The organism is Streptomyces tendae, assembly GCF_014650435.1.
Classification (GTDB): domain Bacteria; phylum Actinomycetota; class Actinomycetes; order Streptomycetales; family Streptomycetaceae; genus Streptomyces; species Streptomyces tendae.
Genome location: NZ_BMUY01000009.1, coordinates 1 through 13,450 on the forward strand (window position 1 = coordinate 1; position 13,450 = coordinate 13,450).

Sequence of the window (13,450 nt, forward strand, 5' to 3'; positions counted from 1 at the left end):
ACGCCCGGTTACATTTCGAACCCGGAAGCTAAGCCTTACAGCGCCGATGGTACTGCAGGGGGGACCCTGTGGGAGAGTAGGACGCCGCCGAACAATCTTTGGGAAGGACCCCTGGTCCCCAGCGTTCAGCTGGGGACCAGGGGTCCTTTCGTTTTTCCAAGGCGCACCGGGTGGCCGGCTGCGCGAGAATGACTTGCGGTACCGAAGACAGGAGTCACCGATGTCCACCAACTCTCCCGACGACCGACCGGAGCGCGACCAGCGGCGACGGGACAGCGGTGACCGCGGTGACCGTAGGGGTCAGCGCGGGGACCGGGGTGGGTTCCGCCGCGACGACCGCCGCGACGACCGTCGGGGTGACGACCGCGGCGGACAGCGTGGTGGTGGCTTCCGACGGGACGATCGAGACCGTGGACCGCGTCGGGACGATCGCGATCGTGGTGGCGACCGGGGTTTCCGTCGGGATGACCGGGGTGGTGACCGTCCGCCCTTCCGCCGCGACGACCGCGGTGACCGCGGTGACCGGGGCGACCGTCCCTCGTACCGCCGCGACGACCGCCGTGACGATCGCCGGGACGACCGTCCTGCCTTCCGGCGTGACGACCGCCGAGACGACCGTGGTGGTGTCCGTCGGGACGACAACCGTGGGGACCGCGGTGGCTTCCGCCGGGACGATCGCCGCGATGACCGCGGTGGCTTCCGCCGGGATGACCGCCGCGATGACCGCCGTGACGGTCGCCGCGAGGACAACCGAGGTGGCGGGTACGGGCGTCGGGACGACCGGGACCGTGGTGGCGACCGGGGCTTCCGTCGGGATGACCGGGGTGGTGACCGTCCGTCCTTCCGCCGCGACGACCGCGGTGACCGCGGTGACCGGGGCGACCGTCCCTCGTACCGCCGGGACGACCGCCGGGACGACCGCCGTGACGATCGCCGGGACGATCGCCGGGACGACCGTCCTGCCTTCCGGCGTGACGACCGCCGCGACGACCGTGGTGGCTTCCGTCGGGACGACAACCGTGGGGACCGCGGTGGCTTCCGCCGGGACGATCGCCGTGATGACCGTCCGTCCTTCCGGCGTGATGACCGTCGTGACGACGGTCGGGGTGGCGATCGTGGTGGGTTCCGCGGGCGGGACGACCGCGGAGGCCGTGGGCCCCGTCGTGATGACCGGGGTGGGCGGCCCGGCGGTTACCGGGGGCGCGACGACCGGCACGGTGGTGGCGGTGGCCGCTTCCGTGAGGAGCGGGACCGGGACCGCGAGCCGATCAAGCGCCTGCCGATCCCCGAGGAGGTCACGGGCGACGAGATCGACAAGGACGTGCGGCAGGAGCTGCAGAGCCTGCCCAAGACGCTCGCGGAGGACGTCGCCAGGAACCTGGTGATGGTGGCGCGACTGCTGGACGAGGACCCTGAGGCCGCGTACGGCTACTCCAGGGTGGCCCTGCGCCTGGCGTCCCGCGTCGCCGCCGTACGGGAGGCGGCCGGGTTCGCGGCGTACGCCAACCAGAAGTACGGCGAGGCGCTGGCCGAGTTCCGGGCCGCGCGGCGGATGACCGGGTCCGTGGAGCTGTGGCCGGTGATGGCGGACTGCGAGCGTGGGCTCGGCCGGCCGGAGAAGGCGCTGGACATGGCAGGTGCACCCGAGGTGCACAAGCTGGACAAGGCCGGTCAGGTCGAGATGCGCCTCGTGGCGGCCGGCGCCCGGCGGGACATGGGGCAGCTGGACGCGGCCATCGTGACGCTGCAGAGCCCCGAGCTGGCCTCCAACTCCGTACAGCCGTGGACCGCGCGGCTGCGGTACGCCTATGCCGACGCGCTGCTGGCCGCGGGCCGGGAGCAGGAGGCGCGGGAGTGGTTCGCGAAGGCCGTGGAGTCGGACCGGGACGGCAGCACGGACGCCTCGGACCGGCTCGCGGAGCTGGACGGTGTGGAGTTCATGGACGCCCTGGACGAGGGCGAGTCCGAGAGCGATGGTGAGAGCCCTGCCGCCGAGGACGGTGGCAAGGACTGACGGTTCGACGGCCGTGAGGACCTGAGAGTCTGAGGGTCTGAGGGCGAGTCGAAGGGGGCGGGCCGGTTCACGGGCCCGCCCCCTTCGGCATGTCGTCAGGACCGTCTCAGGCGTCGAGTGCGCGCAGCACCAGGCCCGAGGCCGGTTTCGGGCCGAAGGACGTGGACTTGCGGGGCATCGTGACGCCCTGCCGGGCCAGGTCGCGGACGACCTCCTCGCGGACCGGGTGCATCAGCACCGCCGTACCGCCGTCGCGTTCGGCCTTCTCGACGGTGGCCGCCGTGTCGTGGATGTAGGAGATGTGGGCCGCCGAGTCGTCGGGGACGTGCCAGACGTGGGCGAGGAGCGTGGCGTGCAGGACGGTGGCGTCCAGGGTGCGCCAGGCATCGGGCCGGTCGGTGGGGACCGTGCGGGCCAGCAGGCCGGGATCCGGCAGGTCGACGAGGTGGAAGGCGCCGTCGCCGGCGAGGAGGAAGGCGTTGCCCGCGTCGGCCGCCTTCGCCAGGGTTTCCAGGGACGCGTCCAGAGGTGTGTCCAGGCGGCGGACGCGGAAGTGCCCGTCCAGGGCGGCCACGGCCTCGGGCACCGGCAGGTCGTGCAGCAGGCGGTGGATGGCGCGGACGCGGAGCGGGTAGCGGGCCGTGTCGACCAGGAGGACCAGGCCGTGGTCCCAGGGGCTGGGCGAAGGGTGTTCCGCGCGCAGGGTGCGGTAGGTGGCCCAGCGGTGGTGGCCGTCGGCGATGAGGGCCTGGTGCCGGGACAGCTCGGCGCGGACGCGGGCTACGGTGTCCTGGTCGGTGACCGACCACAGGCGGTGGCAGAAGCCGTCCTCCGTGGTCGTGGAGAGGAGCGGCGGCTGCTCGGCGGTCCGTTCCACGAGAGTCGTGGTGGCCGGCGCCCTGTCGTCGCCGCGGTAGGTCAGGAGCAGCGGTTCGAGGTTCGCCCGGGTGGCCCGCATGAGCGCCGCGCGGTCGGCGACGACGTGGGGCATGACGTCCTCGTGCGGCAGGACCACCTGCTCGGCGGGGTCCGACACGCGCAGGGCGCCGATGATGCCGCGCTGCAGCATGCCGGCGTCGTCGCGTTGTTCGTAGACGTACAGGCCCGGTTCGGGGTCGGTGGTCAGGACACCCGCCGCCGTCCAGCGCCGCAGGGTGCGGGCGGCCTGCTCGTTGCGCGCCTCGGGCGTGGCGGCCTGGGGCAGGATCAGCCGGACGATGTTGTACGGGTCGGCGGACTCGAGGTGGAGCAGGCCGTCGGGGCGGACCACGACGTCGTAGGGAGGGGAGGTGACGGCGGCCAGGCTGCCGACCCGGTCGGGGTCGTAGCGGAGGCCTCGGAACGGGGTGAGTTCCAGGCCCCGGCGCGCCGTTGCTTCCGGGTGACCTGCAGAGTTCATCCCGGCATCGTACGTGTGTCAGTGGCATGGGGGATGATCGGGGGAAAGGCGACGAACGAGGAGCGATGCGCAATGAGCCGGAGCGTCAGGACGAGGCCCGCGGGCAGTGGGCCGGACCTGAGTGAGGCGTACGACACCGCGCTGCTCGACCTGGACGGCGTGGTGTACGCCGGGGGGAACGCGATCGCCCACGCCGTCGACTCCCTCGCCGCGGCCCGCGACGGCGGGATGCGCCTGGCCTACGTCACCAACAACGCGCTCCGGACACCCGACGCGGTGGCCGCGCACCTGACCGAGCTGGGGATACCGACGGGGGCCGAGGATGTCATCACGTCGGCGCAGGCGGTGGCCCGGCTGATCGCCGAGCAGCTGCCCTCGGGAGCGCGGGTGCTGGTGATCGGCGGGGAGGGCCTGCGCGTGGCGCTGCGTGAGCGCGGTCTCGAGCCCGTGGAGTCGGCCGAGGACGATCCGGCGGCCGTGGTGCAGGGGTTCGGCGGTCCCGAGCTGCCGTGGGGGCGGTTCGCCGAGGCATGCTACGCAATCGCGCGGGGCGTGCCCTGGTACGCCTCCAACACCGACCTGACCATCCCGGGCGCCCGCGGGATCGCCCCGGGCAACGGCGCGGCGGTGGAGGTCGTGCGGATCGCGACCGGCGCCGAGCCGCAGGTCGCGGGGAAGCCCCTGCCGCCCATGCACCGGGAGACGATCCTGCGGACCGGCGCCCGGCGCCCGTTGGTGGTGGGCGACCGGCTGGACACCGACATCGAGGGCGCGTTCAACGGGGAGGTGGACTCGCTGCTCGTCCTGACCGGCGTCACCGACGGGGCGCAGCTGCTGGCGGCGCCGCCGCGGCACCGGCCGACGTACGTCGACGCCGATCTGCGAGGGCTGCTCACCGGGCAGCCGGAGGTCACGGGTGACGCGGAGGGAGGCTTCCGCTGCGGAGGCTGGACGGCGACGGCCGGCGGGGAGCGGTTGGAGCTGGACGGCGAGGGCGCGGCGCTGGACGGGCTGCGGGCCCTGTGCGCGGCGGCCTGGACGGCGGGCGGGGAGCGGGGCTGCCGGCTGGACTCGGGGAAGGCGCTGGCGCGGTTGGGGTTGTGACGCGGTGTACGGGGAAGGCGCCGGGTCGCGGGCCGGTGTGCGCCGGGGGTGCGTAGAGGGTGCGTGATGCCGGGCCGGGGCGGCCTCGGGAAGGCTCGGGGATCGTGATCGATTAGCAGGGTAGGCTAACCTAACTGCGTGTTGGTCGACAGTCCCCCCGAACAGCGCGCGGAGACCGCTCCCGCGCCGCCCTCCAAGCGCCGCGTCCTGCGTGCCGCGGGGCTGCCCGTCTCCGTGGCGGTCCTGGTGTTGATCGTGTTGGCGAGCATCGCGGTCGGTGCGAAGGACCTGTCCCTGGCGGAGGTCTGGCACGGCCTCTTCCACGACTCGGGCACCTACGGCGACGTGGTGGTCGGCGAGCGGCTGTCCCGGACCGTTCTCGGTCTGCTGGCCGGTGCCGCCCTCGGTCTCGCGGGCGCCGTGCTCCAGGCGCTGACACGCAATCCACTGGCCGACCCCGGACTGCTCGGCATCAACGCGGGGGCCTCGGCGGCCGTCGTCACGGGCATCACCTTCTTCGGCGTCACCTCGCTGACCGGGTACGTCTGGTTCGCCTTCGCCGGTGCGGCCGGCGTCGGCGCGCTGGTCTGGTTCCTGGGCGGCAGCCGGGGGGCCACGCCGGTGCGGCTGGTGCTGGCCGGTACCGCGATCAGTGCAGCGCTCTTCGGCTACCTCCAGGCCGTGATGATCATGGACGACGCCGCGTTGGGCCGGATGCGCTTCTGGACAGTCGGTTCGCTCGCCTCGGCGACGACCGGGACCATCAGGGAAGTGCTGCCCTTCTTCGTGGTGGGCACGGTCCTCGCCCTCGCGCTCGCCCGGCCGCTCAACGCCATGGAGATGGGCGACGACACCGCCAAGGCCCTCGGCGCCAACCTGAACCGCACCCGGGCGCTGTCCATGCTCGCCGCGACCGTGCTGTGCGGCGCCGCGACCGCGGCCTGCGGGCCGATCGTCTTCGTCGGGCTGATGATCCCGCACATCGTCCGCTCCTTCACCGGACCCGACATGCGCTGGATCCTGCCCTACGCGGCGATCCTGTCCCCGGTGCTGCTGCTGGGCGCGGACGTCCTCGGCCGGATCGTCGCCCGGCCCTCGGAGCTCCAGGTCGGCATCGTCACCGCCGTCCTCGGCGGGCCGGTCTTCATCTTTCTCGTACGACGGCGGAGGACGGCCCAGCTGTGAAGACCGCGAAGAACGGGACCGCGAAGAACGGCGAGACCGCGAAGAACGGGAAGACCGCGAAGTACGTGAAGAGCAATCGGGCCGTCCGCACTCCGGGTGGGCTGTCCCTGCGCCTGGATGTGCGGGCCGTGGTCGTCGTCGTGCTGCTGCTGCTCCTCGCGCTCGCCGCGAGCGTGTTGCTGATCGGCACCGGCGACTTCGACATACCGGCCGTCGACGTGCTGAAGACCCTGGTCGGCCAGGGCAACGCCGGGCAGGAGTTCATCGTCAACGAGCTGCGGCTGCCGCGCGTCCTGGTCGGGCTGCTGGTCGGCGGCGCCCTCGGCGTCGGCGGCGCGCTCTTCCAGGCCATCTCCCGCAACCCGCTCGGCAGTCCGGACGTACTGGGCCTCGGGCAGGGGGCGACGGCCGGCGCGCTCATCATGATCGTCCTGTTCTCCGGCAGCTCGGCCCAGGTGACCGTCGGCGCGCTCGTCGGCGGCCTGGTGACCGGTCTCGCCATCTATCTGCTCGCCTGGAAGCGGGGTGTGCACGGCTACCGGCTGGTCCTGGTCGGTATCGGCGTGTCCGCGATCGTCACGGCGGTCAACGGCTACCTGATGACCCGGGCCGACATCGTCGACGCCTCCCGCGCCGTCGTCTGGATGACCGGCTCCCTCAACGGCCGCGACTGGGACCAGGTCTGGCCCCTTCTCGCGCTGTGTGCCGTGCTCGTGCCGCTGGTGCTCACCAACGGGCGGGCCCTGCGGATGATGGAGATGGGCGACGACGTCTCGTACGCCCTCGGGGTGCGCGTCGAGCGGGTGCGGGCGCTGCTGATGGTGGCGGCCGTCCTGCTCACCGCCGCGGCCACCGCCGCCGCCGGACCGGTCAGCTTCGTGGCGCTCACCGCGCCGCAGCTCGCCCGGCGCCTGACCCGCTCGCCCGGCCCCAACCTGGTGCCGTCCCTGTGCATGGGTGCCGCCCTGCTGGTCGGCGCGGACTTCGTCTCGCAGCGGGTCTTCGGCGCCGAGCAACTGCCCGTGGGCGTCGTCACCGGCGTACTCGGCGGCGTCTACCTGCTGTGGCTGCTGGTCACCGAGCGCAAGGCGGGCCGGATATGAGCGCCGGCACCGGCCGTCGCAGCGGGCCGAACAACCGAAGGAGCAACAGCAACGTGAACCGCCTGACCGCCGAGAACGTCACCCTCGCCTACGACCAGCGGGTCATCGCGGAGAAGCTGTCGGTGGAGATACCCGACAACTCCTTCACCGTGATCGTCGGCCCGAACGCGTGCGGCAAGTCCACCCTGTTGCGCGCCCTGTCACGGATGCTCAAGCCGAGCCGGGGCCGGGTGCTGCTCGACGGGTCGGTCATCCAGTCGATGCCCGCCAAGCAGGTCGCCCGGACCCTCGGCCTGCTCCCGCAGTCGTCCATCGCGCCCGACGGCATCACCGTCGGCGACCTCGTCGGCCGCGGCCGCTACCCGCACCAGGGCATCCTGCGCCAGTGGTCGACCGAGGACGAGCGGGTCGTGCAGGAGTCGATGGCCCAGACGGGCATCTCCGAGCTGGCCGACCGCTACGTCGACGAACTCTCCGGCGGACAGCGCCAGCGCGTGTGGATCGCCATGGCGCTCGCCCAGCAGACCCCGCTGCTGCTCCTCGACGAACCGACGACGTACCTGGACATCCAGCACCAGATCGACGTCCTCGACCTGTGCGCGGAACTCCACGAGGAGCAGGGCCGCACCCTCGTGGCCGTGCTGCACGACCTCAACCACGCCGCCCGCTACGCCACCCACCTCATCGCCCTGCGCGACGGGGAGATCATCGCCGAGGGCGCGCCGAAGGACATCGTCACCGCCGACCTGGTCGAGCGGGTCTTCGGGCTCCGCTGCCAGGTCATCGACGATCCGGAGACGGGTACGCCGCTGGTGGTGCCGGCCGCCCGCAAGGGGCGCACCAAGCAGGAGAACGAGCAGGTGACCAAGCAGGCGAAGGCGGTTGCTACAGGAGCTTCCTGAGCCGGAACAGATCGCGCAGGCCGGCCTCCAGCTTCACCCGGCCCGAACCCCAGGCCCTGGCGAAGTTCAGCTCGCCCGCGACCAGGGCGACCAGGTCGTCGCCGGTCATCGCCAGCCGGATCTCGGCCTTCTCGCGCGGCGGCCCGGCAAGGGTCTCGCGCACGTCGATGCGGCCGTCCGCCATGCGTCCGGCGAAGGTGACGTCCAGGTCGGTGATGTGACAGCTCACCGAGCGGTCCAGCTCCGCGGCCGACCGCACGTCCCCTTCGGCGCTCCGCATGTGGTCAGAGAGCTTGTCGAGTGCGGCACGGCACTCCTCAGTCGTCGCCATCGGGACCGACCGTACCCCAGCGCCACGCGGTAGCGTCGGGGCATGAGCGACGCAGTACCGGAGCCGGAGCCGGAGACCGAGCCCGAGCAGGCGGAGCCCGGGGTGCGCACCGGCCCCGGGTACGAGCCGGCCGCCCCCGCCCCGCTGGGCGTCCCGCGCGACCCCACCGGGAACGCCGAGGTCGACGCCGGACTGGCGCGGCTGGCCGACGCCGACCACCTGGCCACCGACGGACACGTCGAGGTGTACGAGGATGTACACCGGGGGCTGCGCGACGCGCTCACCGCGCTCGACACCCGCCCGGGACCACCGGCGCCCCCGTCACCACCATCACCGTACGACCGCAGGAGCTGAACCGAACGTGGCAGGAGTCGCACGCCGCCGTCTCGACGCGGAGCTGGTGCGCCGCAAGCTGGCGCGCTCGCGTGAGCACGCGAGCCAGCTGATCGCCGCCGGGCGGGTCACCGTCGGCAAGACCGTCGCGACCAAACCCGCCACGCAGGTCGAGACCGCCGCCGCGATCGTCGTGACCGCCGACGACAACGACCCCGACTACGTCTCGCGCGGCGGCCACAAGCTCGCCGGGGCCCTCTCCGCCTTCGTACCGCGGGGCCTCGTCGTCGAGGGGCGGCGGGCCCTGGACGCCGGTGCCTCCACCGGCGGCTTCACCGACGTACTGCTGCGGGCGGGCGCCGCGCACGTCGTCGCCGTGGACGTCGGATACGGACAACTCGCGTGGAGTCTCCAGCAGGATGAACGCGTCACCGTCAAGGACCGTACGAACGTACGCGAGTTGACGCCGGAAGCGATCGATGGGGAGCCCGTGGACCTTGTGGTGGGGGATCTGTCCTTCATCCCGCTCGGACTGGTACTGCCCGCACTGGTGCGGTGCACCCGGCCGGACGCCGACCTGGTGATGATGGTGAAGCCGCAGTTCGAGGTGGGGAAGGAGCGGCTCGGCAGCGGGGGAGTGGTACGCAGTGCGCAGTTGCGCGCCGAGGCCGTGCGGGGAGTCGCGCACCGGGCCTGGGAGCTGGGGCTCGGGGTGAAGGGGGTCACCGCCAGTCCGCTGCCGGGTCCCTCCGGGAACGTCGAGTACTTTCTGTGGCTGCGGGCCGGGGCCGGTGAACTGGACCCGGCCGACGTTGACCGTGCAGTGGCGGAGGGGCCGCGTTGACACAGAACCGAGCGCGTACTGTTTTCCTGCTCGCCCACACCGGGCGTCCCGCGGCCGTTCGCAGCGCCGAACTGGTGGTAAAGGGGCTGCTGAACGCCGGGCTCGGGGTACGGGTGCTGGAGGCGGAGGCCCGCGACCTGCCGCTGCCGGGCGAGGTGGAACTGGTCGGCGAGGCCACTCCGCAGTGCCTGGACGGGTGCGAACTGCTGATCGTGCTGGGCGGCGACGGCACGCTGCTGCGCGGCGCCGAGTTCGCCCGCGCCTCCGGGGTCCCGATGCTCGGCGTCAACCTCGGGCGGGTCGGCTTCCTCGCGGAGGCCGAGCGCGACGACCTCGACAAGGTCGTCGACCGGGTGGTGAGCCGGGCCTACGAGGTCGAGGAGCGGATGACCGTCGACGTCGTCGTGCACCGCAACGGCGACATCGTGCACACCGACTGGGCGCTGAACGAGGCCGCCGTGCAGAAGGCGGGCGCCGAGAAGCTGCTGGAAGTCGTGCTGGAGATCGACGGCCGGCCGGTGACGGGGTTCGGCTGCGACGGCATCGTGCTGTCGACGCCGACCGGGTCGACGGCGTACGCCTTCTCGGCCGGGGGCCCCGTGGTGTGGCCCGAGGTGGAGGCGCTGCTGATGGTGCCGATCAGCGCCCACGCGCTGTTCGCGAAGCCGCTGGTGACCTCGCCGGACTCGGTGCTCGCGGTGGAGGTGCTGCCGCATGTCCCGCCGGGGGTGTTGTGGTGCGACGGGCGGCGGACGGTGGAGTTGCCGCCGGGCGCTCGGGTGGAGGTGCGGCGGGGGGCGGTGCCGGTGCGGTTGGCTCGACTGCATCACGCGTCGTTCACGGACCGGCTGGTCGCGAAGTTCGCGTTGCCGGTGTCAGGGTGGCGCGGGGCGCCGCACTAGCGGTCTCGAAGGGGTGGTTCTGTTGTGGCCCGGCCGCGGGTGGTCCGTGGCTGGTCGCGCCGTTCCCCGCGCCCCGGAGCGGCATGCACTGGACGGCGTTGCAAGGGCAGCCTGTGTGCGCTCCTCGCCCTCGACCTCGTATGGTCGTGTCCGTGCTTGAGGAGATGCGGATACGGTCGCTCGGGGTCATCGACGACGCCGTGGTCGAGCTGTCGCCCGGGTTCACCGCTGTCACCGGTGAGACGGGTGCCGGCAAGACCATGGTGGTCACCAGCCTGGGCCTGCTGCTGGGCGGACGCGCCGACGCGGCGCTCGTGCGGATCGGGGCGAAGAACGCGGTCGTCGAGGGGCGCATCGCCGTGCCCGGCGACGCCGCGGCCGCCGTCCGGGCCGAGGAGGCCGGGGCCGAGCTGGACGACGGGGCGCTGCTGATCAGCCGTACCGTGTCCGCCGAGGGAAGATCGCGGGCGCACCTGGGCGGGCGGTCGGTGCCGGTGGGGATGCTCGCCGAGCTGGCCGACGAGCTGGTCGCCGTGCACGGGCAGACCGACCAGCAGGGGCTGCTGAAGCTGAACCGGCAGCGGCAGGCACTGGACCGGTACGCGGGCGACGCGGTCGCCGGACCGCTCGCCAAGTACGCGGAGGCGTACCGGCGGCTGCGGGCCGTCGCCCGTGAGCTGGAGGAGATCACCACGCGCGCGCGTGAGCGCGCTCAGGAGGCCGACCTCCTGCGCTACGGCCTCGACGAGATCGCGGCCGTCGAGCCGCGCGCCGGTGAGGACGTGGAGCTGGCGGAGGAGGCGGAGCGGCTGGGACACGCCGAGGCGCTCGCGTCGGCCGCCACGGCCGCCCACGCCGCCCTGGCGGGCAACCCGGAGGACCCCGAGGGCGTGGACGGCTCCACGCTCGTCGCGGGCGCGCAGCGGGCCCTGGACGCCGTACGGTCCCACGACCCGGCGCTGGCCGCGCTCGCCGAGCGGATCGGCGAGGTCGGCATCCTGCTGCGCGACGTGGCCGGGGAACTCGCCGGGTACGCCGACGACCTGGACGCCGACCCGCTGCGTCTCGCGGCGGTCGAGGAGCGCCGGGCCGCGCTGACCGCGCTGACGCGGAAGTACGGCGAGGACATCGCGGCCGTGCTGACCTGGGCCGAGCAGGGTGCTGCACGGCTGACGGAGCTGGACGGGGACGACGAGCGGATCGGCGAGCTGACCGCAGAGCGGGACGCGCTGCGGGCGGAGCTGGGCGGGCTCGCGCAGGCGCTGTCCGACGCGCGGATCGAGGCCGCCGAGCGGTTCGCCGCCGCGGTGACCGCCGAGCTGGCGTCGCTCGCCATGCCCCACGCGCGCGTGTCCTTCGCGATCCGGCAGACCGAGGACCCGGAGGGCGTCGAGGTCGGCGGGCGGACCGTCGCCTACGGGCCGTCGGGCGCCGACGAGGTGGAGCTGCTGCTCGCCCCGCACCCGGGAGCGCCGCCGCGGCCGATCGCCAAGGGCGCCTCCGGCGGTGAGCTGTCGCGCGTGATGCTGGCCGTGGAGGTCGTCTTCGCGGGCACCGATCCCGTGCCGACGTACCTCTTCGACGAGGTCGACGCCGGGGTCGGCGGCAAGGCGGCGGTGGAGATCGGGCGGCGGCTGGCGCGGCTGGCGAAGAGCGCGCAGGTCGTCGTCGTCACGCACCTGCCGCAGGTGGCCGCGTTCGCCGACCGGCAGCTGCTGGTGGAGAAGACGAACGACGGCTCGGTCACCCGCTCCGGCGTGAAGGTCCTGGAGGGTGAGGAACGCGTCCGGGAACTCTCCCGGATGCTCGCTGGCCAGGAGGACTCGGAGACGGCCCGTGCCCACGCGGAGGAACTGCTGGAGGCGGCCCGGGCCGACCAGTAGCACTTCGGTGTCCGGGCGGGCGCACCTCGGCGGTCCCCAAACGCCCGCCCCGGGCGGGTCGGCGCGGCGGTGTGACGTTCACTCGTACGAGTGAGGCGGTTCGGTGTCGTTGTCCCGTCGGCCGTCCGCTCGTGGCGGCCGTCGTTCCCGGAACACCCGTGCGGCCTGGCATCCTTGACGGAGCGGCGCACCGGAATCCGCCCGGCGCACCCCGTCCGCACCATCCTTCTGTACGTTCTTCGTGACCGTCCCCCGCCGAACCAGGAGCCCCGGCCAGGTGACCCCTGTGAGCAGCCACTCACCGCACGGCCAGTCCCCGCTGCGCACCGTGCAGGTGCTGGGCGGCGGCAACGCCGGCAGCAGCGCTCACGTGCGCTCGTTGGCCGCGGGGCTCGTCGCGAGGGGCGTGAAGGTGACGGTGTGCGCCCCCTCCGATGCGGAGCGCACCTACGACTTCACCGGCGCCGGGGCCGACCACGTGCACGTGCCGCGCAGCAGCGATCCCGTCTCGGTGGCCGCGCTGCGGACGGTGTGCGCCGAGGCCGACCTGGTGCACGCGCACGGACTGCACGCCTCCTTCCGGGCCGCCCTGGCCCTCGGCGGGCGGCGGGTGCGCACACCGCTCGTCGTCACCTGGCACGACCGGGTGCATGCCGAGGGGGCCCGCGCCCATCTGCTGCGCGTGCTGGAGCGGCGGGTGATGAAGGCCGCCACCGTCGTGCTCGGCGCCACCTCGGAGCTGGTCGACGGGGCGCGGCGCACGGGGGCGCGGGACGCCCGCCTCGGCCCCGTCGCGCTCCCCGCCCGGCCCGGCCGGCCGGCCGGACCCGAGGACCCCGACCGGCTGCGGGCCAAGCTCCGCGCCGAACTCGGCGCCATCGACCGCCCGTTGCTGATCGCGGTCGGTTCCCTGGAGCCGCACCGGGGGTACGACGTCCTGCTCGACGCCGCGCGCGTCTGGCGCGGCCTCGACCCGGCGCCGCTGGTCGTGGTCGCCGGGGAGGGCCCGCTGCGCGGGGAGTTGCAGGGGCGGATCGAGGGCGAGGGACTGCCGGTGGTGCTCGCCGGCAGCCGCGACGACGTGCCCGACCTGCTGGCGGCGGCCGACCTCGCGCTGCTGCCGAGCCGCCGGGAGCCGGGGCGTTCGGTCCTCGCCCAGGAGGCGCTCCACGCACGCGTGCCGCTCGTCGCGGGTGCCGTCGGAGGCATCCCCGAGCTGGTCGGCGACGCCGCCGAACTCGTGCCGCCGGAGGACGGGGAGGCTCTCGCCGACGCCGTGGTCCGCCTGCTCGCCGACCCGGCGCGGCGGGAGGAGCTGCGACAGCGCGGCGCACGGCAGGCGGCCACCTGGCCGACCGAGGACGAGACCGTCGCCCAGGTGCTGAGCGTCTACGACGAGTTGACCCAGCCCACGCCGTTGCTCTAGGCACCCGCCTGCGAACCCCGCCCG

13 protein-coding genes and 1 rRNA gene are annotated in these 13,450 nt (G+C 73.5%); 11 read left to right on the plus strand and 3 right to left on the minus strand.

The window, feature by feature from the left end; translation table 11 throughout:
• Positions 1–93, plus strand: a 5S ribosomal RNA gene (gene rrf, locus IE258_RS23215); the annotation flags it as partial.
• Positions 94–214: 121 nt separating this feature from the next.
• On the opposite strand, the gene IE258_RS23220 is transcribed toward rrf, so the two are convergent.
• Positions 215–1,216, minus strand: a complete 1,002-nt coding sequence (locus IE258_RS23220) for a hypothetical protein (RefSeq protein WP_189747035.1) — start codon at positions 1,214–1,216, stop codon at positions 215–217.
• A 60-nt stretch (positions 1,217–1,276) separates the two neighbouring features.
• Between IE258_RS23220 and IE258_RS23225 the strand changes: the two genes are divergently transcribed.
• Positions 1,277–2,014, plus strand: coding sequence for a tetratricopeptide repeat protein (locus IE258_RS23225; protein ID WP_189746992.1), 738 nt, complete (start codon positions 1,277–1,279; stop codon positions 2,012–2,014).
• 106 nt (positions 2,015–2,120) lie between these two features.
• On the opposite strand, the gene IE258_RS23230 is transcribed toward IE258_RS23225, so the two are convergent.
• On the minus strand, positions 2,121–3,413 hold the full coding sequence (locus tag IE258_RS23230; protein ID WP_189746434.1) for a DUF1015 domain-containing protein: 1,293 nt from the start codon (positions 3,411–3,413) through the stop codon (positions 2,121–2,123).
• A gap of 72 nt (positions 3,414–3,485) precedes the next feature.
• On the opposite strand from IE258_RS23230, the gene IE258_RS23235 reads away from it, so the two are divergent.
• The 4 genes from IE258_RS23235 (at position 3,486) to IE258_RS23250 (ending at position 7,707) form a co-directional block, all read left to right on the plus strand.
• Positions 3,486–4,517: an HAD hydrolase-like protein gene (locus IE258_RS23235; RefSeq protein ID WP_189746436.1), complete on the plus strand. Its 1,032-nt coding sequence runs from the start codon at positions 3,486–3,488 to the stop codon at positions 4,515–4,517.
• 138 nt (positions 4,518–4,655) lie between these two features.
• Positions 4,656–5,702 carry a FecCD family ABC transporter permease gene (locus IE258_RS23240; RefSeq protein WP_159330210.1) on the plus strand — a complete coding sequence of 349 codons (1,047 nt, stop codon included), beginning with the start codon at positions 4,656–4,658 and terminating at the stop codon, positions 5,700–5,702.
• A gap of 65 nt (positions 5,703–5,767) precedes the next feature.
• Positions 5,768–6,805, plus strand: coding sequence for a FecCD family ABC transporter permease (locus IE258_RS23245; RefSeq protein WP_189746994.1), 1,038 nt, complete (start codon positions 5,768–5,770; stop codon positions 6,803–6,805).
• Complete coding sequence (locus tag IE258_RS23250; RefSeq protein WP_189746438.1) at positions 6,802–7,707, plus strand: ABC transporter ATP-binding protein; 906 nt, start codon at positions 6,802–6,804, stop codon at positions 7,705–7,707. The genes IE258_RS23245 and IE258_RS23250 overlap by 4 nt, the downstream gene beginning before the upstream one ends.
• Here IE258_RS23250 and IE258_RS23255 read toward each other — a convergent pair.
• Positions 7,691–8,038 (minus strand): SCP2 sterol-binding domain-containing protein, encoded by a 348-nt coding sequence (locus IE258_RS23255; RefSeq protein ID WP_127895515.1) that lies wholly within the window; start codon positions 8,036–8,038, stop codon positions 7,691–7,693. The genes IE258_RS23250 and IE258_RS23255 overlap by 17 nt on opposite strands.
• 42 nt (positions 8,039–8,080) lie before the next feature.
• Here IE258_RS23255 and IE258_RS23260 point away from each other — a divergent pair, with 42 nt between their 5' ends.
• From IE258_RS23260 to IE258_RS23280, 5 genes are all read left to right on the plus strand, one after another.
• Positions 8,081–8,392 (plus strand): hypothetical protein, encoded by a 312-nt coding sequence (locus tag IE258_RS23260; protein WP_189746440.1) that lies wholly within the window; start codon positions 8,081–8,083, stop codon positions 8,390–8,392.
• Positions 8,393–8,399: 7 nt separating this feature from the next.
• Positions 8,400–9,215, plus strand: coding sequence for a hemolysin (locus IE258_RS23265; RefSeq protein ID WP_189746442.1), 816 nt, complete (start codon positions 8,400–8,402; stop codon positions 9,213–9,215).
• Complete coding sequence (locus tag IE258_RS23270; RefSeq protein WP_127895512.1) at positions 9,212–10,117, plus strand: NAD kinase; 906 nt, start codon at positions 9,212–9,214, stop codon at positions 10,115–10,117. Before IE258_RS23265 ends, IE258_RS23270 begins: the two co-directional genes overlap by 4 nt.
• A 140-nt stretch (positions 10,118–10,257) precedes the next feature.
• On the plus strand, positions 10,258–12,000 hold the full coding sequence (gene recN / locus IE258_RS23275; RefSeq protein WP_189746444.1) for a DNA repair protein RecN: 1,743 nt from the start codon (positions 10,258–10,260) through the stop codon (positions 11,998–12,000).
• A 277-nt stretch (positions 12,001–12,277) separates the two neighbouring features.
• On the plus strand, positions 12,278–13,426 hold the full coding sequence (locus IE258_RS23280) for a glycosyltransferase family 4 protein (protein ID WP_189746446.1): 1,149 nt from the start codon (positions 12,278–12,280) through the stop codon (positions 13,424–13,426).
• Positions 13,427–13,450 lie beyond the last annotated feature (24 nt).